Origin of the sequence: Raoultella sp. T31, from assembly GCF_002806725.1 — a bacterium.
GTDB lineage: Bacteria > Pseudomonadota > Gammaproteobacteria > Enterobacterales > Enterobacteriaceae > Klebsiella > Klebsiella electrica.
This window is the reverse complement of record NZ_PIBO01000004.1, coordinates 42,768-63,708: the sequence shown is the minus strand read 5'-3', so window position 1 is coordinate 63,708 and position 20,941 is coordinate 42,768. Positions and strand designations below refer to the sequence as shown.

Genomic DNA, 20,941 nt, shown 5'->3' with positions numbered 1-20,941 from the left:
CTCAGACCATACGTATCCGGTCATGGTAGAGCAATACAACGCTTCTCTCAATCTGTCTGATCCCCTAGAATCGGAAACCTGATATTGAATGAAGAACAGAGAATGACGTCTGAAACCCGCTCTTCCGGCCCTGTGACCCCGACGCGAATCCTGGTTATTAAGCTGCGCCATCATGGCGATATGCTGCTGATCACGCCGCTCATTCACACCCTCAAACAGCACTATCCCGCGGCCAGCGTCGATGTGCTGCTGTATGAAGAAACCCGGGATATGCTCGCCGCTAACCCTGATATCAACCAGATTTTCGCCATTGACCGGCGCTGGAAAAAACAGGGGAAAGGCCACCAGCTCAAGATGGAGTTCAGGCTAATCCGCACCCTGCGCCAGCAGCGCTACGATATGGTGCTCAATCTTGCCGATCAGTGGCCAAGCGCGATTATCACTAAACTGACCGGCGCGCCAACCCGCATCGGTTTTGACTTCCCGAAACGACGTCACCCGGCATGGCGTTTTTGCCATACCGCCCTCGCCTCAACCGAGCAGCATAACCAGCTGCACACCGTGCAACAGAATCTGTCGATTCTGGTGCCGACGGGGCTGGATAGCCATGATGCGCCGGCGAAGATGGGCTACAGCGAACAGGACTGGAGCGCCAGCCGCGCGCTGCTGCCGGAAGGATTTCAGGACCACTATATCGTCATTCAACCGACCTCCCGCTGGTTCTTTAAATGCTGGCGCGAAGATCGGATGAGCGCCCTGATTAACGCCCTCTCTGCCGCGGGCCACCCGGTCGTGCTGACCTCCGGTCCTGATGCCAAAGAGAAGCAGATGATCGAAACCATTATGGCGGGCTGCCCCAACGCTCTCCTGCACTCGCTGGCCGGGCAGCTAACCCTTCGCCAGCTGGCCTCCGTCATCGACCACGCCCGTCTGTTTATCGGCGTCGATTCCGTGCCAATGCATATGGCCGCCGCGCTGGGCACGCCGCTGGTGGCGCTGTTCGGGCCGTCAAAGCTGACCTTCTGGCGTCCCTGGCAGGCCAAAGGCGAAGTCATCTGGGCGGGTGATTTCGGTCCTCTGCCCGACCCGGATGACATTGATACCGGCACGGAAGAACGCTACCTCGATTTAATCCCCACCGATGCCGTTATCGCGGCAGCGAAGAAGGTACTGGCATGAGCAAATTCAGGCTGGCCCTGGTGCGCCAGAAATATCGCCCGGACGGCGGCGCGGAGCGCTTTGTCGCCCGCGCGCTGGAAGCCCTTGATAGCAGCAATCTTGAACTGAACGTGATTACTCGCGAATGGCAAGGGCCGGTGAAACCCGACTGGAATATTCACATCTGCAACCCGCGTAAATGGGGGCGCATCAGCCGTGAACGCGGTTTCGCCGATGCCGCACGTCAGCTGTGGCAGCGCGAAAACTTCGATCTGGTGCAGAGCCATGAGCGCATTCCCGGGTGCGATCTGTATCGCGCGGGTGACGGCGTCCACCGTCGCTGGTTGCAGCAGCGCTCGCGTATTTTGCCCGGCTGGAAAAGCCGCCTGCTGTTTGCCGACCGCTACCACCGCTATGTCATGCAGGCCGAACGCGAGATGTATCGGGATTCACGCCTGCGCGGCGTCATCTGTAACGCGGAAATGATAAAGCGCGAGATTATTGAAGACTTCGGCCTGCCGGCGGAAAAAATCCACGTTATCTATAACGCCATCGATAACCAGCGTTTCCTGCCGCCTACGGAAGCGGCCTTTGTCGCGCTCCGTAACCAATGGAATCTGCCGCTGCAGGCGACCTGCCTGATCTACGTCGGCTCCGGCTTTGAGCGCAAGGGGCTGGATGCAGCGATTCGCGCCATCGCGCCGACCAACCGCTATCTGCTGGTCGTGGGTAAAGATAAAGAGCAGGGCCGTTATCAGCAGCTGGCGAAAACGCTGCACTGCGAGGAGCGGGTGCGCTTTTTCGGCATGCAGTCGGAAACCCTGCCGTTTTATCAAATGGCCGACGGCCTGCTGCTGCCAACGCTGTACGACCCGTTCCCGAACGTCATTCTGGAAGCCATGGCCTGCGGCCTGCCGGTGATCACCACTACCGGCTGCGGCGGCGCGGAATTTATCGTCCAGGGAAGCAATGGCTTTGTCTGCGATGCGCTCGATATTCCGGCGCTTCAACAGGCGGTGACGGCGCTTCCTGCCCGCGCGCTGGGCTCCGCAGAGGGGAACCGCGCCCGGGAACGCATTATGGACTGCACCAGCGCACGGTTATCGACGCAGCTGCTCTCCCTCTATCAGGATCTGGTGAAATAACGATGCGTATACTGTTTGTGATCGACGGGCTGCCCGGCGGCGGTGCGGAAAAAGTGGTGCTGACGCTGGCAGAGCATTTTCTGAGTCAGGGCGATCGGGTCTCGCTGTTTTCCCTGCGTGACGTCTGCGATTACCCTCTGCCGGACGGGCTGGATTATCAGGTCATTAGCGACCATTGCCGCAAACCGTGGCGCAAAATCACCGAACTTTCGCGCCGCGCCCGTCAGCTGGATGCAGCCATAGTCAAAGCCGAGCAGGCGGGTGAATTCGATCTGGTGCTCTCCAACCTGCATAAAACCGATCGTATTGTCGCCCGTAGCCGGACGTTGAAAAACCGGAACGTCTGGTTCTGTCTGCATGGTGTCTTTTCCACATCGTATCTGGGCCATCGCACCGGCTTCGATCGCTGGATGAAGCAGCGGAAGATTAAGCGTGTCTACCAGGGACGCAACGTCATCACCGTCTCCGCGGCGGTTGGCGAGGATCTGGTGGAACAGTTCGCCATACGCCCGGCACAGTTAAAAACCATTTATAACCCGTTCGACATTCCCGCTCTGCGCGCCGGGGCCGAAGCGCCTGGCGAGCAGCCGGCGGGGGACTATATTATTCACGTCGGTCGCTTCCACCCAGGCAAACGCCACGATCGCCTGATCGAAGCCTACGCGCAAAGCGGTATCGATGCGCCGCTGGTGCTGCTGGGGCAGGGAAAACCGGAGCAGGAACAGCGCCTGCGCCAGCTGGCGCAGCAGCTACAGGTTGGCGACAGGGTTCTGTTTAAAGGCTTCCAGAAAAACCCGCTGCCGTGGATTAAACACGCGCGGATGCTGGTGCTCAGCTCCGACAGCGAAGGCTTTGGTAACGTGGTGGTTGAGGCTCTTCTGCTGGATACTCCGGTCGCCAGTACCCGCTGTCCTGGCGGGGTGACGGAAATCCTCACCGGCGAATTAGCCCGCGGCCTGGCCGATCTGAACAGCCCGGCGCTGGCCCGGACGATGCAAAGCATTTACCATAACCCACCAGCCATCGACCCTTCTGCGCTGGAAAGATTCAGCGTGGATGCGATTTGTCAGCAGTACCGTCAGCTGCGTCGCGGCTGATGCCGCTATTTAACCAGGATCGAATGATTTATGAGTCAAACGCCTTTACTGAGCATTGTGGCTGCCGTTTATAACGGCGAAAAATTCCTTGCACAATTCTTTGCGTGCATTGAGCAACAGCAGCTGGAAAGCTATGAGCTGATCCTGGTCAACGACGGTTCGACGGACGGTAGCCTGGCGGTTATCAACGAATGGAAGGCGCGCTTACCGCATATTATCGTGCTGGAGCAGGAAAACCAGGGCGTCTCGGTGGCGCGTAACACCGGCCTCGCCGTGGCAACGGGTAAGTACCTGACCTTTCCGGATATCGACGACAATATTTACCCCGGAATGTACCACGCCCTGCTGGAGATGGCGGAAAAGGGCAACCTTGACGTGGCCACCTGCAACGGCCGCTACGTCTACGAGACGAAAAAAGATATCCATCCCATTTTTCCGCTGGACCGGCTGCAGTCGACCGGCGTTTTGCCCGGTCACGTGTGGTTAAAGCAGGCGCTGGATTCGCGTAAGTTCCTGCATGTGACCTGGCTGAATATCTATCGCCGCGAATTTATCATGCGGCACAAGTTCCGCTTCGAGCCCGGATTACGTCATCAGGACATTCCGTGGACCACGGAAGTGCTACTGGCGGCTGAACGCGTGCAGTACACCAGCGAACAGTTCTACGATTACTACATTCACTCGCAATCGGTGTCGCACAAACCGGACAACGACGACACGCTGATGCGCTCAGCGCGCCACTACATGAAAATTCTGGAGATGCTGGACGCTATCAACCAGCGCTACCCGGACAAGGTTCGCGATATTTCCGCCTGTCGCTGGCAAATAGCGAAAGAGGGGTTAGGGATCATCCATACGATAGACGAGATGAAAGATCGCGAAAAACAACGGCAGCTGATTGCCGAATTTTTTGCGCGCGGCATATGGCAGCTCATCTGGAAAAATGCCCACGACCTGCGCTTGCGCTGGCGGCTGGGACGGCGTTATTTCCGTTTGAAGAAAAGGCTGGCAAACTAAGTACCGTGCCCCGTAACCCGCCGGAAAAAGAGCAGTATATTCTGGAGATGTATGAGTAAAATTGCGAAACAAGTCGCCGCTGGCGTCTTCCTCACTATCCTGAAGGCAACCGGCTATAGCGTAAAAAAAATTGCCCGTTTTTCAGCGCAGGAACGACTGAATACCATTGCGGTATTCTCGACAACGGCGTTAGGGGATTTCCTGTTAAATACGCCCGCCATCGGGGCCATAAAAGCCCGTTGGCCGGATGCAAAGCTGCTGTTGGTTATCAATCAGCGTAACAAGGACCTGGCCACCGGCAGCCCGCTCTTCGATGAGATTCTGTACTGGAACGGCAAAGTCAACGGCATGCTGCCGCTGGCAAAAACGTTGCGTCGCCATGGCGTTGATGCAACATTTATTCTGCATTCACACACCCCCTACGATATCATCGCCGCGTCTCTGGCTCGCTCCCGCTATATCCTGAAAGACGTGTATTACAACGATTATCAGGGAAGAGCGGATTTCCTCCTGGCGCCGTATCTGTCCGCGTTTTACGATAACAGGCAAAATGGCAATATCCATCTGATACATCAGAAAACCCAGTTGCTGAACGCCGTTGGCATCGACACGCCATCAGAAGAGATGTTTATTCCGGCACCCTTTACGCCTGAGCATCACGATATCCCCGTTATCGGGATTCATGCCGGGGCATCCACGCCTGAAAGATGTTGGCCGGAGGAAAATTTTTCACGGTTGATCGAGCAACTTATCAGCAATCATGACACTATTCAGATTGAGCTGATCGGCGCGGCGGGCGAGAAGGCCCTGAATCAGCGCATTATTGAAGGCATGTCGGTCGCGAGCGACAGAGTTAAAAATGTCGCCGGCACAACAAACCTTATCCAGCTGGCGGCAAAAGTGGCTGGGTTTAAGGCCCTGGTCGTCGGCGATACCGGCCCGTTACATATTGCCATTGCCGTGAAAACACCCAGCGTGGGGCTGTATGGAAGCCAGAGTGCTATCGATGGCGCCGCCCCGATTCAGGATCAGGCGATCCATCAGTTCATTCGCTCGCCAGAAGATCAAAGCGGGATAAAAGGCGTCAGCATTGCCGAGGTTTATGCTGCTACGGTAGATGCCCTGCGCTCACCGTCGGCAAAAGCGCCTTAAGAGATAGCTTTAAGCACACTAAATGCTTAGAATTTGCCCGCTGAAACAAAAAAACGGATATATCCTTTGGAATTGCTTTATACCACTTTACTCTACCTTATACAGCCGTTGGTGTGGCTGCGACTATTATTACGCAGCCGTAAAGCCCCTGCCTATCGTAAACGCTGGGCGGAACGTTATGGCTTCTGTCAAAACAAGGTAGCGCCGGATGGGATTCTGCTGCATTCCGTTTCCGTGGGTGAGACGCTTGCCGCTATCCCGCTCGTGCGTGCGCTGCGCCACCGCTACCCCTCGCTGCCGATCACCGTCACCACCATGACGCCGACCGGCTCAGAGCGCGCCATGTCCGCCTTCGGCAAAGATGTTCACCATGTCTATCTGCCTTACGATTTGCCCTGCGCAATGAACCGCTTCCTCAACACGGTGCAACCGAAGCTGGTTATCGTCATGGAAACCGAGCTGTGGCCGAATATGGTCGCCGCGCTGCATAAACGTAAAATCCCGTTGGTCATCGCCAACGCCCGTCTGTCGGAACGTTCCGCCAAAGGCTACGCCAGACTGGGGAAATTTATGCGTCGGCTGCTCAGTCGCATCACGCTGATTGCGGCGCAGAATGAAGAAGACGGCAATCGCTTTCTGGCTTTGGGCCTGAAGCGCAATCAGCTGGCGGTCACCGGCAGCCTCAAATTTGATATTTCCGTGACGCCAGAGCTGGCCGCACGCGCGATTACTCTCCGCCGCCAGTGGGCGCCGCACCGCAAAGTCTGGATAGCCACCAGCACTCACGACGGCGAAGAACAAATTATTCTGCAGGCGCACAGGAAGCTGCTCGATACCTTCCCTGACCTGCTGTTGATTCTCGTCCCTCGCCACCCTGAGCGCTTCGCCGACGCACGAGGAATGGTGCAGAAAGCGGGGATGAGCTTCACGCTACGCAGCACCGGCGAAATCCCGTCGAACAGCACCCAGGTGGTGATCGGCGATACCATGGGCGAGCTGATGCTGCTGTACGGCATTGCCGACCTCGCCTTCGTCGGCGGCAGTCTGGTTGAGCGCGGCGGTCACAACCCGCTGGAGCCGGCGGCGCATGCCATCCCGGTACTGATGGGTCCGCACACGTTCAACTTCAAAGATATTTGCGCCAGGTTGCAGCAGGATGATGGCCTGATTACGGTCACCGACGTCAATTCGCTGGTCACCCAGGTCTCCAATCTGCTCACCGATGAAGACTATCGTCTGTGGTATGGCCGCCACGCGGTGGAAGTCTTGCATCAAAACCAGGGCGCGCTCTCGCGTCTGCTACAGTTACTGCAACCCTATCTGCCGCAGCGGAGCCACTGATGTCGACCCGACTGTCCGTCGTGATGATCGCCAAAAATGCGGCGGATCTGCTGGCAGATTGCCTGGCCTCCGTCGACTGGGCCGATGAAATCGTACTGCTGGACTCCGGCAGTAGCGATAACACCGTCGAGCTGGCCCGCAGCCTCGGCGCGACGGTCTACGTCAACAGCGACTGGCAAGGCTACGGTATTCAGCGTCAGCGCGCCCAGGACTACGCGAGCGGCGACTATGTGCTGATGATTGACACCGATGAACGCGTGACGCCGGAGCTGGCCGACTCGCTTCGCCGCGTCCTGGAGGCCCCTCAGAGCGGCGCCGTCTACAGTATCGCCCGACGTAACTATTTCCTTGGCCGCTTTATGCGCCATAGCGGCTGGTATCCCGACCGCGTCATGCGTTTGTACGAACGCAGGCGTTTCCGCTATAACAATAATCTGGTGCACGAATCGCTCGATGCCAAAGGCGCGCAGGTTATCGAACTACCGGGCGATTTACTGCATCTGACCTGCCGCGACTTCTCCGGCTTCCAGCAAAAGCAGCTGGCCTATGCCTCTGCATGGGCGCGAGAGCGCCATCAGAAGGGAAAGAAGACCTCTCTGGCGAGCATTTTCGGCCATACGCTGGGTGCTTTTGTCAAAACGCTGCTGCTGCGTGGCGGCGTGCTGGATGGTAAACAGGGCTGGCTACTCGCCGTGGTCAACGCGCAGTATACGTTTAATAAATACACCGAGCTGTGGGCGCTGAGCCGCGGCTATTCAGAGAAAGTGTAATTATGAGCACAAAAGCGATCTATCCGGGCACCTTCGACCCCATTACCAACGGGCATATCGATATCGTCACGCGTGCCGCCAGCATGTTTGACAAGGTGCTGCTGGCTATTGCCGCCAGCCCGAGTAAAAAACCGATGTTCACGCTCGATGAGCGTATTGCGCTGGCGGAGCAGGCAACGGCGCATCTGGTTAACGTCGAGGTGATTGGTTTCAGCGATCTGATGGCGAATTTTGCCCGCGCGCAGCAGGCGAATATCCTGATTCGCGGGTTACGCGCGGTAGCCGACTTCGAATATGAGATGCAGCTGGCGCATATGAATCGCCACCTGATGCCAACGCTGGAAAGCGTCTTCCTGATGCCCTGCAAAGAGTGGTCGTTTATCTCTTCATCGCTGGTGAAAGAAGTGGCGCGTCACCAGGGGGATGTGTCCCACTTCCTGCCGGCCAACGTACACCAGGCGCTGCTGAAAAAGCTGTAGGACCCGCTTCCCGGAGGCGGCGCTTGACGCGCCTTGTCCGGGCTATCCGTCCGCAGACGGCTGAAAACCTGCAGCCTGGCTAAGCACAGCGCGAGCCGGGCTCAACGCAACCACCACGCTTTACTTCTGGCACTGGCGGCAATAAAACGTTGCCCGCTGCGCATGTTTGCTGGCCGTAATCGGCGTACCACAAACGCGACAATGTTCGCCCTTGCGGCCATAAACCTGCAGCTCCTGGGCGAAGTAGCCCGGCTTGCCATCGCTTTGCAGGAAATCCTTCAGCGTCGTGCCCCCCTGCTCAATCGAGCGTAGCAGCACCGCTTTAATCACTTTGACCAGCAGCTCGCACTCTTCGCGCGAGAGCGAAGACGCTAACCGATCGGGATGGATCCCGGCCGAAAACAGCGATTCGCTGGCGTAGATATTGCCTACCCCGACCACCAGCTTGTTATCCATCAGCCAGGGCTTAATGGCGGTTTTCTTTTTCGCGCACTTCTGCTGCAAATAGTCGGCAGTAAACTCATCGCTCAAGGGCTCTGGGCCAAGGTGCGCCAGCGCAGGATGCCCTTCCAGACTGCGGGTCCACAGCCAGGCGCCAAAGCGGCGTGGGTCGGTATAGCGCAGGACCTTGCCATTACTCATCACGAGGTCAACATGATCGTGCTTTTCTGCCGGCAGCTCTTCAATCAGGATACGCAGACTGCCCGACATCCCAAGGTGGATGATAATCCAGCCGCCGGGAAGCTCCAGCAGCAGATATTTGGCACGCCGCTGCACGCTCAGCACCGGTATGTCGCTCAGACGATAGATTTCTTCACTGACCGGCCAGCGCAGGCGCCCGTTGCGAATAACAGCATGCAGAATGGTCGCGCCCACCAGGTGTGGTTCGATGCCGCGACGACTGGTTTCTACCTCAGGTAATTCAGGCATTCGTTTTCCTCCGTTAACCCAGAGTATTGTGCTGCAGCAACAGACGGTAGGGAAGCAAATTCCCGGCAGGGTTTATCCGACGGTTTCTGCCGGACAAAAACAAAAAACCCCGCCGGAGCGGGGTTTTCTTTACAAGGAAACTAAAATTATTTGATTTTAGCTTCTTTGTATAAAACGTGCTGACGGACAACTGGATCGAATTTTTTCAGTTCCAGTTTTTCCGGCTTAGTACGTTTGTTCTTCGTGGTGGTATAGAAGTGACCAGTACCAGCAGAAGAAACCAGCTTGATTTTCTCACGAATACCTTTAGCCATGATTTATTTCCTCTTAGTACTTAGTACTTTTCGCCACGGGCACGCAGTTCAGACAGAACTGTATCGATGCCTTTCTTATCAATAACACGCATACCTTTAGCAGATACACGCAGGGTGACAAAACGCTTTTCGCTCTCAACCCAGAAACGGTGAGAGTGCAGGTTCGGCAGGAAACGGCGTTTGGTCGCGTTCAGTGCGTGGGAACGGTTGTTACCGGTCACCGGACGCTTGCCAGTAACTTGGCAGACTCGGGACATGTCTATTCTCCAAAAATCAAATTAGCTCGAGCTTCGTATGGGGTATCGGCGCCTCGTCAGGCTTTACAGCCCGGTCATCGCAGTTCTAAGTGAACCATCGATTGCCAGGCCCAAATGCCAAACCCGAGATTCTCAAAGGTGGCGTAGTATACGCTGACTCGGCGATGTGCTCAAGTCCCGAACAGACAAAGATCCCGCTGGATCGCGTGATCGGGGCTAAATCCAGCCGCGTTCGGCAAAAGATACATACGCACCGCGGCCGATTACGAGATGATCGAGTACTCGTATATCCATGAAACCACAACACTTTACCACACGTTCGGTCATCAGTCTGTCGGCCTTACTCGGCTCGGGACTGCCGGACGGATGATTATGTGCAAGGATCACCGCAGCGGCGTTCACTTTGATGGCTTCACGTACAATTTCTCGTGGATGCACCTCTACGTGGCTAAGAGTACCAGAAAAAAGCCGGCTATGTTTCAATACCCGGTTCTGATTATCTAAAAAGATCACGATGAAGATCTCCCGCTCCTCATCGCAGAGATGGCTTTGCAAAAACTCCAGCGTCATCATCGGCGTGACCAGGGAAGGCTCTTCAACCAGCCGCAGGCTAAAATAACGCCGCGCCAGTTCGGCAACCCCCTTTAGCTGAGCATATTTCGCCAGGCCAATCCCCTCGACCGTCTCAAACTGCGCTTTATTCGCTGACAGCAGGCCATACAGCGAACCAAAACGCTGTAACAGGTCATGCGAATACGTCATGACATCTTTGTCCCGCGTCCCGGTGCGTAAAAACAGCGCCAGCAGCTCGATATCCGACAACGTTTCAATGCCGTAAAGCCACATTTTTTCCCGTGGCATCAGGGGTTCCGGTGCATCCATAGGGCCTCTCCTTTCTCGTGTCCCCATCCTGGCACAGCCCGATGGCGCTGCCGACTGGCGCATCTACCTCTTGCGTAGCGCCTCGCAAAGTGAATGCCTGGCAGCCACGCGACGACGACGGGATTGTGGTAAGATGCGCGGATTCTGGTGTACTGCAACAGGAAAGAATCATGATGAGTCTGGCTGGTAAAAAGATCGTTCTTGGCGTGAGCGGCGGCATTGCTGCTTATAAAACGCCGGAACTGGTGCGCCGCCTGCGTGACCGTGGCGCGGATGTGCGCGTCGCCATGACGGAGGCCGCCAAAGCCTTCATTACGCCACTGAGCCTGCAGGCGGTGTCTGGTTATCCGGTCTCCGATAGTCTGCTCGATCCGGCAGCGGAAGCGGCGATGGGTCATATTGAGCTGGGCAAATGGGCGGACCTGGTTATCCTCGCCCCGGCAACCGCCGATCTGATCGCCCGCGTTGCGGCCGGTATGGCCAACGATCTGGTTTCTACTATCTGCCTCGCGACCCCTTCCCCGGTTGCCGTTGTCCCGGCGATGAATCAGCAAATGTACCGCGCAGCGGCCACGCAGCATAACCTCGAGGTACTCGCCTCACGCGGCCTGCTGCTCTGGGGTCCGGACAGCGGTAGCCAGGCCTGCGGCGACATTGGCCCTGGCCGTATGCTGGATCCGATGACGATTGTAGATTTAGCCGCCGCGCATTTTTCGCCTGTCAAAGATTTGCAACATCTCAACATCATGATTACCGCGGGCCCGACGCGTGAACCGCTGGATCCGGTGCGTTATATTACTAACCACAGCTCCGGCAAGATGGGGTTTGCCATTGCCGCCTCGGCCGCCAGCCGCGGGGCGAACGTCACGCTGGTGAGCGGGCCGGTCGCATTACCGACGCCGCCGTTTGTCCGGCGTATCGATGTCACGACCGCGCTGGAAATGGAAGCTGCGGTCCAGCAAAGCGCTCAGCAGCAGCAGATTTTTATTGGCTGCGCCGCCGTAGCCGATTACCGTGCCATCGCCATCGCTGAAGAAAAAATTAAAAAGCAAGGTGATGAGCTCACCCTCAGAATGGTTAAGAATCCGGATATTGTTGCCGGGGTGGCAGCACTCGCGGCCAATCGGCCTTTTGTCGTAGGGTTTGCCGCCGAAACGAATAATGTGGAAGAATACGCGAGGCAAAAACGCGCGCGCAAAAATCTCGACCTGATTTGCGCTAACGATGTTTCGCAGCCTGATCAAGGATTTAACAGCGACAGCAACGCATTACACCTTTTCTGGCAGGATGGAGATAAGCGCTTACCACTTGAGCGTAAAGAACTCCTTGGCCAATTATTACTCGACGAGATCGTGACCCGTTATGATGAAAAAAATCGACGTTAAGATTCTGGACCCGCGTGTCGGCCAGCAATTTCCGCTGCCGACCTATGCCACCTCCGGCTCCGCCGGACTTGACCTGCGAGCCTGTCTCGACGACGCCGTAGAGCTGGCTCCGGGTGCAACCACGCTGTTGCCGACCGGCCTGGCTATTCATATCGCCGATCCGTCTCTGGCGGCGGTGATTCTGCCGCGTTCAGGGCTGGGTCATAAGCACGGCGTGGTTCTGGGCAACCTGGTTGGCCTTATCGACTCCGACTACCAGGGGCAGCTGATGGTTTCCGTCTGGAACCGCGGCCAGCAGAGCTTTACGATTGAGCCCGGCGAGCGCATCGCTCAAATGGTCTTTGTACCCGTCGTACAAGCGGAATTTAACCTGGTGGAAGATTTTGACGCCACCGAACGTGGCGAAGGTGGCTTTGGTCACTCAGGGCGCGCATAAGCCCGACCACATCGAATACGCATCCCAAAGTGCACTAATGCAATAACATCGCCGCAAACGACCGTTTGCGGTCGCTTTGTGGATGTCTGCCTGACAAGTGCTTATTTTCAGGGGTATTTTAAAACATGGCAGAAAAACAAACTGCGAAAAGGAATCGTCGCGAAGAAATACTTCAGTCTCTGGCCCTGATGCTTGAATCCAGCGATGGTAGTCAACGCATTACCACAGCGAAACTGGCGGCGTCTGTCGGCGTGTCCGAAGCGGCGTTGTACCGTCATTTTCCCAGTAAAACCCGCATGTTCGATAGCCTGATTGAGTTTATCGAAGACAGTCTGATTACGCGCATCAATTTGATTTTAAAAGATGAAAAAGACACATCGGCGCGTCTGCGTCTGATTGTGCTGCTGATTCTTGGGTTTGGTGAGCGTAATCCTGGGCTGACGCGAATTCTGACCGGCCATGCGCTGATGTTTGAACAGGATCGCCTTCAGGGGCGAATTAACCAGCTGTTTGAGCGTATTGAGGTTCAGTTGCGTCAGGTCATGCGTGAGAAGAAAATGCGTGAAGGTGAAGGCTACACCATCGATGAGGCGCTGCTGGCCAGCCAACTGCTGGCATTCTGCGAAGGCATGCTGTCGCGTTTTGTGCGCAGCGAGTTTAAATATCGTCCGACGGATGATTTTGACGCCCGCTGGCCGCTGGTCGCCGCACAGCTGCAATAACTGAAAGCCCGGGGGCCTGTCGCCTCCGGGTTTTTGACTTATACGCCAAACTCTTCGCGGTAAGCGCGTACCGTCGCCAGATGCTCAGCCATCTCAGGCTTCTCTTCCAGATAGGCAATCAGGTCTTTCAGCGTCACGATAGAAATCACTTTGCAGCCGTAGTCGCGCTCGACTTCCTGAATCGCGGAGATTTCGCCGCGGCCGCGTTCCTGGCGGTCCAGAGAGATCAGTACGCCAGCCAGTTCCGCGCCGTGCGCCTGGATAATTTCCATCGACTCGCGAATCGCGGTGCCTGCGGTAATCACATCGTCAACCAGCATGACGCGCCCCTGCAGAGCGCTGCCGACCAGGTTGCCCCCCTCGCCGTGGGTTTTGGCTTCTTTGCGGTTAAAGCAGTAAGGCAAATCCAGGTCATGGTGCTCCGCCAGCGCAACCGCGGTAGTCGTCGCGATAGGAATCCCTTTATAAGCCGGCCCAAACAGCAGATCGAAATCAATTCCGGAATCGACCAGCGCTTCGGCGTAGAAACGGCCTAACAGTGCCAGATCGCGCCCGGTATTAAACAGGCCGGCGTTGAAGAAATAGGGGCTCTTACGCCCGGATTTCAGCGTAAATTCGCCAAACTTAAGTACCTGCTTGTTAAGCGCAAACTCAATAAACTGGCGCTGATACGGTTTCATGGATTCGCTCCTCATCTTACTTTTCATTATTTAGGTTTACGCCAAATTCTTCACGCGTCATCAGGCGGCACAGAAACGTCGATAACGCTGTGAGCTGGTCGCGTATGGCAGCCGAGAAAGACCGCATGAAGGATAAAACGTAAAAAAAAGGGCGACTCATCAGCCGCCCTTAAAATTAATTTTCTAATGCCGCTTTCTGCGTCGCGACAATGGATTCGATACCCCCGCGGGCCAGGGCCAGCAAGGTGAGTAGCTCTTCGTGGGTAAACGGCTCGCCTTCCGCGGTGCCCTGTACCTCAATGATGCGGCCATCTTCGGTCATCACCACGTTCATATCGGTTTCCGCCGCTGAATCCTCGACATATTCCAGATCGCACAGCGCTTCGCCATTGACGATACCAACGGAAACTGCGGCGACCATCCCTTTCATTGGATTGCTTTTCAGCTTGCCGGCCGCCACCAGCTTATTCAGCGCATCGGCCAGCGCCACGCAGGCGCCGGTAATGGATGCGGTACGGGTGCCACCGTCTGCCTGCAAAACATCACAATCGAGGGTAATGGTAAATTCACCCAGCGCTTTCAGATCGACCGCCGCACGCAGCGCACGGGCAATCAGGCGCTGGATTTCCATGGTGCGGCCGCCCTGTTTCCCTTTCGCGGCTTCACGCGCGTTACGGGTATGGGTTGCACGTGGCAGCATGCCGTATTCTGCCGTGATCCACCCCTGGCCCTGGCCTTTCAGGAAGCGCGGTACGCCTTCATCGATCGATGCGGTGCACAACACTTTGGTGTCACCAAATTCGACCAGCACGGAGCCTTCTGCGTGTATTGTATAGTTACGGGTCAGGGTGACGGGACGCACCTGATTAGCGCTACGACCTGCTGGACGCATAATGATCTCTCCGGCTTGAAACGAATGTGGCGCGCATTATACACAAAATCATGCGGGATGCATGAGGTGACGCGCCCCTGACAGCATCGATGACTGGCGCTCAGGGCGCCGCGATGCCGCCAACAGAGGGGCTGCCAGAAGGATAACGCGTCTATACGGATAATGCTCGCTTATTCCTATCCTGATAAGGCCCTGAAAGCTATAATCCACCTCACTCTCCTTTAAAAACAGGAACGTCTATGATCCGCAGTATGACCGCCTATGCCCGGCGTGAAATCAAGGGTGAATGGGGCAGCGCCGCATGGGAACTGCGCTCGGTAAACCAACGATATCTGGAAACTTATTTCCGTCTGCCGGAGCAGTTCCGTAGCCTGGAGCCTGTCGTGCGTGAGCGTATTCGTTCACGTCTGACCCGTGGCAAAGTTGAATGTACCTTACGTTTTGAGCAGGATCCCAGCGCCCAGGGCGAGCTGATTCTGAACGAAAGCCTTGCAAAACAGCTGGTCAATGCCGCCAACTGGGTCAAGATGCAGAGCGACGAAGGCGAAATCAACCCGGTTGATATTCTGCGCTGGCCTGGCGTGATGGCCGCTCAGGAACAGGATCTCGATGCGATTGCCGCCGATATTCTGTCGGCCCTGAACGGTGCGCTGGATGATTTTATCATTGCCCGCGAGACCGAAGGTCAGGCGCTGAAAGCGCTTATTGAGCAGCGTCTGGAAGGCGTCACCGCCGAAGTCGCCAAAGTGCGCGCTCATATGCCGGAAATCTTACAGTGGCAGCGCGAGCGCCTGGTTTCCCGACTGGAAGATGCGGAAGTACAGCTGGAAAACAACCGTCTCGAACAAGAGCTGGTGCTGATGGCGCAGCGTATCGACGTCGCCGAAGAGCTGGATCGCCTGGAAGCGCACGTAAAAGAGACCTGGAACATCCTGAAGAAGAAAGAAGCCGTTGGCCGCCGTCTTGACTTTATGATGCAGGAATTTAACCGCGAGTCGAACACACTGGCATCGAAATCCATTAATGCCGAAGTGACCAATTCCGCCATCGAACTGAAAGTCCTGATCGAGCAAATGCGCGAGCAGATCCAGAATATCGAGTAAATTGCTGGTCGAACTCATCAAGTCTCGCAATATCTCACCGGCAGCACCAAGCCCGCGTAATAACGGGCTTTTTTTATGCCAGAGAATTTCACATGATTGCATCCCCGCGCTGCCATCCGTGACGACAAAACGGCGAGAGAGTATCGATCCAGGTTGAAAGTGAACTGCATCTGATTCTTTTATAACGGGTATGCCACTCAAGGATTCCTTCCTGGGCTCTCTGAAAGAGTGAGGTCCCCGTTCAGCCCTCAGGATTCCGCTATTTGTAGCTGCGCTGTCGGTTTAAGTACAGCATACATAATACCAGTCAGCACTGTACCGGCGATGATAGAAACCAGATACATTGCAACATGCCCCACAGCATGAGGGATCGCCAGCACAAACAGCCCACCGTGAGGAGCCATCAGCGTGCAGCCGAAAAACATCGACAAACCACCGGCCAGTGCACCGCCAGCCATCGTCGACGGGATCACGCGCATTGGGTCTCGGGCAGCAAAGGGAATGGCCCCCTCGGAGATAAAGCACAGGCCCAGCACAAAAGATGCTTTGCCAGCCTCACGCTCCTGTTGGGAGAATTTAGCTTTTGCCAGCCAGGTAGTGACGCCCATTCCCAATGCTGGCACCATACCGGCAGCCATGATCGCCGCCATAGGTTGATAAGACTGGGACGCCAGCAACCCAACGCCGAAAGTGTATGCAGCTTTATTGACCGGCCCACCAAGATCGAAGCATTGCATCGCCCCCAGCAAAATTCCGAGTAGCACGGCATTGGCGGTCGTCATACCGGCCAGGAACGTGGTCAATCCCAACATAGCGGCGGAAACCGGGCCTCCCACCACATAAATCATCACCAGTCCGGTAATCAGTGTCGCCAACAATGGAATCACCAGTACAGGCTTTAACGCATCCATTGCCTGCGGCAGGCGAATTTTCTCTGCCAGATACTTAGCAACATAACCCGCCAGAAAACCAGCCACTATACCGCCTAGAAAACCCGCACCGCTATTGCTGGCAAGCATACCTCCAATCAGTCCAGGTGCCAGTCCGGGGCGATCAGCGATAGAAAATGCAATAAAACCGGCCAGTACCGGCACCATCAGTGCGAAAGCCGCCTTCCCGCCGATTTGCATCAGAGCCGCTGCCAGCGTGCCTGGCTCTTTGAAAGCCTGAATGCCAAAAACAAACGAGAGCGCAATACACAGGCCGCCAGCCACCACCAGCGGCAACATATGAGATACACCAGTCATCAAATGTTTGTATACTCCCGGCAGTTCCGCTTTTAGCGACGGTGCTGGTTTTTTCGCATCCCTACCACCATAGAGCGTTGCCGAGGCAAGGGCCTGAGCAATTTCCTGGGCAGGTTTTTTCAGTGCTGCGCCAGTACTGGTGCGATAAAGTCGTTTATCCGTGAAACGGGACAAATCGACGTCGATATCGGCGGCGATAATGACCACATCGGCAGATGCAATCTCAGCAGTGGTTAATTCATTTTTTGCTCCCACCGATCCATGTGTTTCTACTTTGACCCAATATCCTTGCTTCGTGGCCGCAACAGTCAGGGCTTCTGCGGCCATAAAGGTATGCGCCACGCCAGTGGGACAAGCAGTGATGGCAATAATACGTTTGTTCATAGGGTACGCCTTCTTTTCGATGATTCTATTAAGGATTAAGGCTTTTTTTATTGCTTTATCGTCACAGGGAAATAGTGTTATTTCATTATTTATTGTCGGGAATATGCGGCGGCCTGACGGAATAACTCCTTGTCGGGCCGAATCCCCGTGTACAAGGCAAATTGTTCTACCGCCTGAATAGCAAATACTTCGGAACCGGTTATAACGACTTTATTTTTTGCTCTGGCGTATTGTATCAGCGGTGTTTGTTCCGGCATTGCGACCACATCGAATATAATGTCGGCTGCATCGACTTCGTCTGGGGTATAAGACATTTTGTCGGCGTCTTCGCTGCCGGTCATGCCAATCGGCGTTGCGTTAATCAATAACCCTGGCTGTAACCCTTCCATATCCGGACGCCATTCATAACCGCATAATTCAGCCAGACTGCGGCCACTCTCTTCGTCAATCGCGACGATATATCCCTTTTTGAATCCAGTATCTCGCAGAGCACAAGCCACTGCTTTGGCCATTCCACCACTACCGCGCAGCGCGAAGACCAGACTGGTTGGCACCCGAAATTGCCTTAGCAACGTGGTGATAGCAATATAATCCGTGTTATAGGCTTTCAGATAACCGTGAGTATTCACAATGGTATTCACTGAATTAATGGCTTTAGCAGACGCGTCTAATTCATCCACAAGGGCGATACAGTCCTGTTTAAACGGCATGGAGATGGCGCAACCGCGAATACCCAGAGCCCGAACGCCGGCGATAGCACTCGCCAAATCGGTGGTGGTAAACGCTTTGTAGAGATAATCAAGTCCCAGGGCGTCATACAGATAATTATGAAAACGCGTCCCGAAATTACTGGGTCTTGCGGCGAGAGACATGCAGACAGTAGTGTCTTTATTCAGATGTAGGGTCATTTCATATTCCTGAGCTAAAGTAGTTCGCCACTTTTACCGGCACAGCGGTGAAAAGTATCGGTGATTGCGAAACTAAACCATGTCCATCGGTTCAGTAACCATCTGATGCATCCGGCTCCGATATGTGTCCTGGCAGCAGGGTACATCCATTATTTGTGGCATCTCGATCAGTATTCCTTGCTGTCGAAAAAATAATGGACTAAAACGATGAGATTAAAAATTGCTGTCTTTTTCCCTTTAAGGTTCCTCTTTTATGTATGGTCAACGGCTTGAACATCAGTATTTACGCCTGCTGACTCTGTTTCCCCACAGAGAAGAGAACATCACGCTACAGGGCCTGGCGGATAAGCTCTGTTGCAGCAAGCGCCACATGCGTTCACTGCTGGTCGATATGCAAGCCCGTCATTGGCTGGAGTGGCATGCCAGTCCGGGACGTGGCCATCAAGCCCGGCTACGGCTGTTGTGCAGCGAACAGCAATTGCGGATGGAAAAAGCTGAACATCTGTTGAAATCCGGTAACTTTGGTGCTGCTCTTGAGCTACTTGGGGCTGAAAAGCACCTCATCGCACCGTTGCTGCGGGCCAGATTAGGATATAACATCCGTGATGATTACCAGTCGTTACGTATTCCCTATTATCGCACTATGCCCAATCTCTATCCGGGTACGCCACTTCGTCGTTCGGAACTCCATCTGGCCAGACAAATATTTAATGGACTCACCCGTATTAATGACGAAAGTGGGGTAGTTGAAAAAGATCTGGCCCATTACTGGCGCATGCTTGATCCTTTGCACTGGCGCTTTTTCTTGAGGCCTGGCGTGCGATTTCACGATGGACGTGAGCTCACCAGCCAGGATGTGGTGGTCTCATTAACCCGCTGTGCTCAATTGCCGCTGTTTTCACATCTAAAAAAAATTGATGAGCATGGTGTATTAAGCGTCACTATTGAACTGACCCAACCGGATCATTTATTGCCGCAACTATTAGCCGATCCGGCAGCCATGATTTTACCTGCCGACCACGCTATACGGGATAATTTTGCTGCCCAACCTGTCGGCACCGGCCCCTATATGGTTTGTGAGAATGATGAATGGCATTTACTTATGCGGGCTTTTGATCATTATTTTGGTTTCCGGGGGTTACTTGATGAGATCGAGGTGATTGTATGGCCTGACCTGGGGCAGCCCGCTAACCGGGAACATCTGACGAGCGATGCTGTCTCCCGGCCGTCCGTGGGAAATGACACAGGTGGTGGACCAATCCTGGATGTGAACTCGTCCGCCTGGTTAAGCTCCAGTATCAGTGACATCGACTTCGCCTCTGGTCTCGCGGTGGGTTTAACAGGGAAACCTTCTGATTTATTCCAGGAAATGTTTCTTGAGCGGGGCGGGTATTTTTTACTGTGTGACAGTCGCTCACCCCATTGGGGCGCTCTGGAGCGCAGGCGCTGGATCAGAGAAAAACTAAATCCCTATTCGCTGGCCCAACGACTGGATGAAAAGATCCGTCCCTTTTGGGTGCCTACCGGGAGCTTGCTACCGACCTGGTTCCACTGTATGGACAATGGCCCGACTCTGATGCCTTTTGCCACCGGGACGGATAGTCCCGCATTGAGGTTACGTCTCGCATATCATCAACAGCATCCGGAATATCCGATGCTGGCTGCTGAAATGAAAAAAATGCTGGCTGTTGAGGGGATCCACTTAGATATCATACAACTGGACTATGATCGCTGGGCCAGAGGAGAAGCAGAGGCCGATCTCTGGCTGGGTACGGTAAATTTTGCTGTACCGGAAACCTGGAATGTGGGTGTGTGGCTGCTGGGGATGCCATTATTAAAACATTCAATATCAGGTGGGGATACTCCGTTGTTCAATGACTGGTTACAGCACTGGCGTGCCGGGGTGCTCGATTCTGAACAATTGATGCAGAATGTAGTCAGTAAAGGATGGCTGCAACCTTTATTTCATCACTGGATGCGACTGAAAGGACCAGACCAGGCTGTGGGCATTCATCTGAATAATCTGGGCTGGTTTGATTTTAGTACTACCTGGATGGAGCCAGAATAAAAATGGAAAAAATTTTTACCCAACGGTAACGATGCCCTCCTGACGTATCAGTCCCACGTTCAGCGTAGTGCAGAATTCAGTAATACTTCATGGGATTACTCCTCATCTGTTAATCCCATCTGAAATGGGTTGTGATGAATAAAATCCCTGTTTAACCCTGACAGATCATTACGCCGGCATTTTTCACAAAGTCATCCTGATTCTCTCGCTCTCTGCAGGCGCATGCAGAATATTTATTCCAGGCAAATTTTATCTCTTTTTACCGATATTGCCATGCGCCCCGTTCTTTGCCGTCAATTATTTCTATCGTTTGTATCGGCCAACGAAAATCAGATAGTCGTTCAACCTGTTTATGACGCCAATTTTTTCCACTAATTTCTGTTTTACGTCTTCCGATAGCCAGCGGCGACGGATATCGCTCACTCAGGAAAGTAATGATTTCTTCCTCTGATAAACTGTCCAAAAAAGGTAATTATAAAAAATTCACTTAAATCAAATACAATAAAATACAACTCAACATCTGATCCAGCTACCGTCGAAAAATCAGGAAGCCCGTGTCATAGCGAACTTTTTC

General features: G+C 54.6%; 21 protein-coding genes. 13 read left to right on the top strand and 8 right to left on the bottom strand.

The features are described 5' to 3' along the window. Positions 1–102 precede the first annotated feature (102 nt). The 8 genes from rfaQ (at position 103) to coaD (ending at position 8,159) form a co-directional block, all read left to right on the top strand. Complete coding sequence (gene rfaQ / locus CWM52_RS04015; protein WP_100682903.1) at positions 103–1,179, top strand: putative lipopolysaccharide heptosyltransferase III; 1,077 nt, start codon at positions 103–105, stop codon at positions 1,177–1,179. Next, positions 1,176–2,303: a glycosyltransferase family 4 protein gene (locus tag CWM52_RS04010; RefSeq protein WP_100682902.1), complete on the top strand. Its 1,128-nt coding sequence runs from the start codon at positions 1,176–1,178 to the stop codon at positions 2,301–2,303. The genes rfaQ and CWM52_RS04010 overlap by 4 nt, the downstream gene beginning before the upstream one ends. Positions 2,304–2,305: 2 nt before the next feature. Then, on the top strand, positions 2,306–3,400 hold the full coding sequence (locus CWM52_RS04005; protein ID WP_100682901.1) for a glycosyltransferase: 1,095 nt from the start codon (positions 2,306–2,308) through the stop codon (positions 3,398–3,400). A gap of 30 nt (positions 3,401–3,430) precedes the next feature. After that, positions 3,431–4,417, top strand: a complete 987-nt coding sequence (locus CWM52_RS04000; RefSeq protein WP_100682900.1) for a glycosyltransferase — start codon at positions 3,431–3,433, stop codon at positions 4,415–4,417. A 51-nt stretch (positions 4,418–4,468) separates the two neighbouring features. Continuing rightward, on the top strand, positions 4,469–5,569 hold the full coding sequence (locus tag CWM52_RS03995) for a glycosyltransferase family 9 protein (protein ID WP_100682899.1): 1,101 nt from the start codon (positions 4,469–4,471) through the stop codon (positions 5,567–5,569). Between the two features lie 66 nt (positions 5,570–5,635). Beyond that, on the top strand, positions 5,636–6,910 hold the full coding sequence (waaA, locus tag CWM52_RS03990; RefSeq protein ID WP_100682898.1) for a lipid IV(A) 3-deoxy-D-manno-octulosonic acid transferase: 1,275 nt from the start codon (positions 5,636–5,638) through the stop codon (positions 6,908–6,910). Further along, a complete protein-coding gene (locus CWM52_RS03985; RefSeq protein WP_100682897.1) occupies positions 6,910–7,680 on the top strand; it encodes a glycosyltransferase family 2 protein in 771 nt (256 codons plus the stop codon). The genes waaA and CWM52_RS03985 overlap by 1 nt, the downstream gene beginning before the upstream one ends. Before the next feature lie 2 nt (positions 7,681–7,682). Continuing rightward, entirely contained in the window at positions 7,683–8,159 is a 477-nt protein-coding gene (coaD, locus tag CWM52_RS03980) for a pantetheine-phosphate adenylyltransferase (RefSeq protein WP_100682896.1), read from the top strand. Between the two features lie 120 nt (positions 8,160–8,279). Here the strand turns inward: coaD and mutM are convergent, their stop codons facing one another. The 4 genes from mutM to radC form a co-directional block, all read right to left on the bottom strand. Next, on the bottom strand, positions 8,280–9,089 hold the full coding sequence (gene mutM, locus CWM52_RS03975) for a bifunctional DNA-formamidopyrimidine glycosylase/DNA-(apurinic or apyrimidinic site) lyase (protein ID WP_100682895.1): 810 nt from the start codon (positions 9,087–9,089) through the stop codon (positions 8,280–8,282). 146 nt (positions 9,090–9,235) lie between these two features. After that, on the bottom strand, positions 9,236–9,403 hold the full coding sequence (rpmG, locus tag CWM52_RS03970) for a 50S ribosomal protein L33 (protein WP_003024094.1): 168 nt from the start codon (positions 9,401–9,403) through the stop codon (positions 9,236–9,238). 20 nt (positions 9,404–9,423) lie between these two features. Further along, positions 9,424–9,660 (bottom strand): 50S ribosomal protein L28, encoded by a 237-nt coding sequence (gene rpmB / locus CWM52_RS03965; protein WP_002436699.1) that lies wholly within the window; start codon positions 9,658–9,660, stop codon positions 9,424–9,426. Between the two features lie 216 nt (positions 9,661–9,876). Further along, positions 9,877–10,542: a RadC family protein gene (radC, locus tag CWM52_RS03960; RefSeq protein ID WP_100682894.1), complete on the bottom strand. Its 666-nt coding sequence runs from the start codon at positions 10,540–10,542 to the stop codon at positions 9,877–9,879. 173 nt (positions 10,543–10,715) lie between these two features. Between radC and coaBC the strand changes: the two genes are divergently transcribed. From coaBC to slmA, 3 genes are all read left to right on the top strand, one after another. Beyond that, positions 10,716–11,927 (top strand): bifunctional phosphopantothenoylcysteine decarboxylase/phosphopantothenate--cysteine ligase CoaBC, encoded by a 1,212-nt coding sequence (gene coaBC / locus CWM52_RS03955; RefSeq protein ID WP_100683040.1) that lies wholly within the window; start codon positions 10,716–10,718, stop codon positions 11,925–11,927. After that, complete coding sequence (gene dut, locus CWM52_RS03950) at positions 11,905–12,363, top strand: dUTP diphosphatase (RefSeq protein ID WP_004868951.1); 459 nt, start codon at positions 11,905–11,907, stop codon at positions 12,361–12,363. The genes coaBC and dut overlap by 23 nt, the downstream gene beginning before the upstream one ends. Positions 12,364–12,488: 125 nt before the next feature. Continuing rightward, positions 12,489–13,085 carry a nucleoid occlusion factor SlmA gene (gene slmA, locus CWM52_RS03945; protein ID WP_004868952.1) on the top strand — a complete coding sequence of 199 codons (597 nt, stop codon included), beginning with the start codon at positions 12,489–12,491 and terminating at the stop codon, positions 13,083–13,085. Positions 13,086–13,123: 38 nt separating this feature from the next. On the opposite strand, the gene pyrE is transcribed toward slmA, so the two are convergent. Together pyrE and rph are read right to left on the bottom strand one after the other, a co-directional pair. Further along, the gene (gene pyrE, locus CWM52_RS03940; protein ID WP_100682893.1) at positions 13,124–13,765 is read right to left on the bottom strand and encodes an orotate phosphoribosyltransferase; all 642 of its coding nucleotides are present in this window, start codon (positions 13,763–13,765) and stop codon (positions 13,124–13,126) included. A gap of 175 nt (positions 13,766–13,940) precedes the next feature. Then, on the bottom strand, positions 13,941–14,657 hold the full coding sequence (gene rph / locus CWM52_RS03935; protein WP_004868954.1) for a ribonuclease PH: 717 nt from the start codon (positions 14,655–14,657) through the stop codon (positions 13,941–13,943). Positions 14,658–14,896: 239 nt separating this feature from the next. Between rph and CWM52_RS03930 the strand changes: the two genes are divergently transcribed. After that, on the top strand, positions 14,897–15,760 hold the full coding sequence (locus CWM52_RS03930) for a YicC/YloC family endoribonuclease (protein ID WP_100682892.1): 864 nt from the start codon (positions 14,897–14,899) through the stop codon (positions 15,758–15,760). 248 nt (positions 15,761–16,008) lie between these two features. Here CWM52_RS03930 and CWM52_RS03925 read toward each other — a convergent pair whose 3' ends face one another. Continuing rightward, complete coding sequence (locus tag CWM52_RS03925) at positions 16,009–17,391, bottom strand: fructose-specific PTS transporter subunit EIIC (protein ID WP_100682891.1); 1,383 nt, start codon at positions 17,389–17,391, stop codon at positions 16,009–16,011. A gap of 89 nt (positions 17,392–17,480) precedes the next feature. Further along, complete coding sequence (locus CWM52_RS03920) at positions 17,481–18,299, bottom strand: shikimate 5-dehydrogenase (protein WP_100682890.1); 819 nt, start codon at positions 18,297–18,299, stop codon at positions 17,481–17,483. 253 nt (positions 18,300–18,552) lie between these two features. On the opposite strand from CWM52_RS03920, the gene CWM52_RS03915 reads away from it, so the two are divergent. Continuing rightward, entirely contained in the window at positions 18,553–20,367 is a 1,815-nt protein-coding gene (locus CWM52_RS03915) for an SgrR family transcriptional regulator (protein ID WP_100682889.1), read from the top strand. Positions 20,368–20,941 lie beyond the last annotated feature (574 nt).

Coding starts and splice junctions, on each gene's coding strand:
- rfaQ (WP_100682903.1), top strand. CDS start 103: ATGACGTCTGAAACCCGCTCTTCCGGCCCTGTGACCCCGACGCGAATC.
- CWM52_RS04010 (WP_100682902.1), top strand. CDS start 1,176: ATGAGCAAATTCAGGCTGGCCCTGGTGCGCCAGAAATATCGCCCGGAC.
- CWM52_RS04005 (WP_100682901.1), top strand. CDS start 2,306: ATGCGTATACTGTTTGTGATCGACGGGCTGCCCGGCGGCGGTGCGGAA.
- CWM52_RS04000 (WP_100682900.1), top strand. CDS start 3,431: ATGAGTCAAACGCCTTTACTGAGCATTGTGGCTGCCGTTTATAACGGC.
- CWM52_RS03995 (WP_100682899.1), top strand. CDS start 4,469: ATGAGTAAAATTGCGAAACAAGTCGCCGCTGGCGTCTTCCTCACTATC.
- CWM52_RS03985 (WP_100682897.1), top strand. CDS start 6,910: ATGTCGACCCGACTGTCCGTCGTGATGATCGCCAAAAATGCGGCGGAT.
- coaD (WP_100682896.1), top strand. CDS start 7,683: ATGAGCACAAAAGCGATCTATCCGGGCACCTTCGACCCCATTACCAAC.
- mutM (WP_100682895.1), bottom strand. CDS start 9,089: ATGCCTGAATTACCTGAGGTAGAAACCAGTCGTCGCGGCATCGAACCA.
- rpmG (WP_003024094.1), bottom strand. CDS start 9,403: ATGGCTAAAGGTATTCGTGAGAAAATCAAGCTGGTTTCTTCTGCTGGT.
- rpmB (WP_002436699.1), bottom strand. CDS start 9,660: ATGTCCCGAGTCTGCCAAGTTACTGGCAAGCGTCCGGTGACCGGTAAC.
- radC (WP_100682894.1), bottom strand. CDS start 10,542: ATGGATGCACCGGAACCCCTGATGCCACGGGAAAAAATGTGGCTTTAC.
- coaBC (WP_100683040.1), top strand. CDS start 10,716: ATGAGTCTGGCTGGTAAAAAGATCGTTCTTGGCGTGAGCGGCGGCATT.
- dut (WP_004868951.1), top strand. CDS start 11,905: ATGATGAAAAAAATCGACGTTAAGATTCTGGACCCGCGTGTCGGCCAG.
- slmA (WP_004868952.1), top strand. CDS start 12,489: ATGGCAGAAAAACAAACTGCGAAAAGGAATCGTCGCGAAGAAATACTT.
- pyrE (WP_100682893.1), bottom strand. CDS start 13,765: ATGAAACCGTATCAGCGCCAGTTTATTGAGTTTGCGCTTAACAAGCAG.
- rph (WP_004868954.1), bottom strand. CDS start 14,657: ATGCGTCCAGCAGGTCGTAGCGCTAATCAGGTGCGTCCCGTCACCCTG.
- CWM52_RS03930 (WP_100682892.1), top strand. CDS start 14,897: ATGATCCGCAGTATGACCGCCTATGCCCGGCGTGAAATCAAGGGTGAA.
- CWM52_RS03925 (WP_100682891.1), bottom strand. CDS start 17,391: ATGAACAAACGTATTATTGCCATCACTGCTTGTCCCACTGGCGTGGCG.
- CWM52_RS03920 (WP_100682890.1), bottom strand. CDS start 18,299: ATGACCCTACATCTGAATAAAGACACTACTGTCTGCATGTCTCTCGCC.
- CWM52_RS03915 (WP_100682889.1), top strand. CDS start 18,553: ATGTATGGTCAACGGCTTGAACATCAGTATTTACGCCTGCTGACTCTG.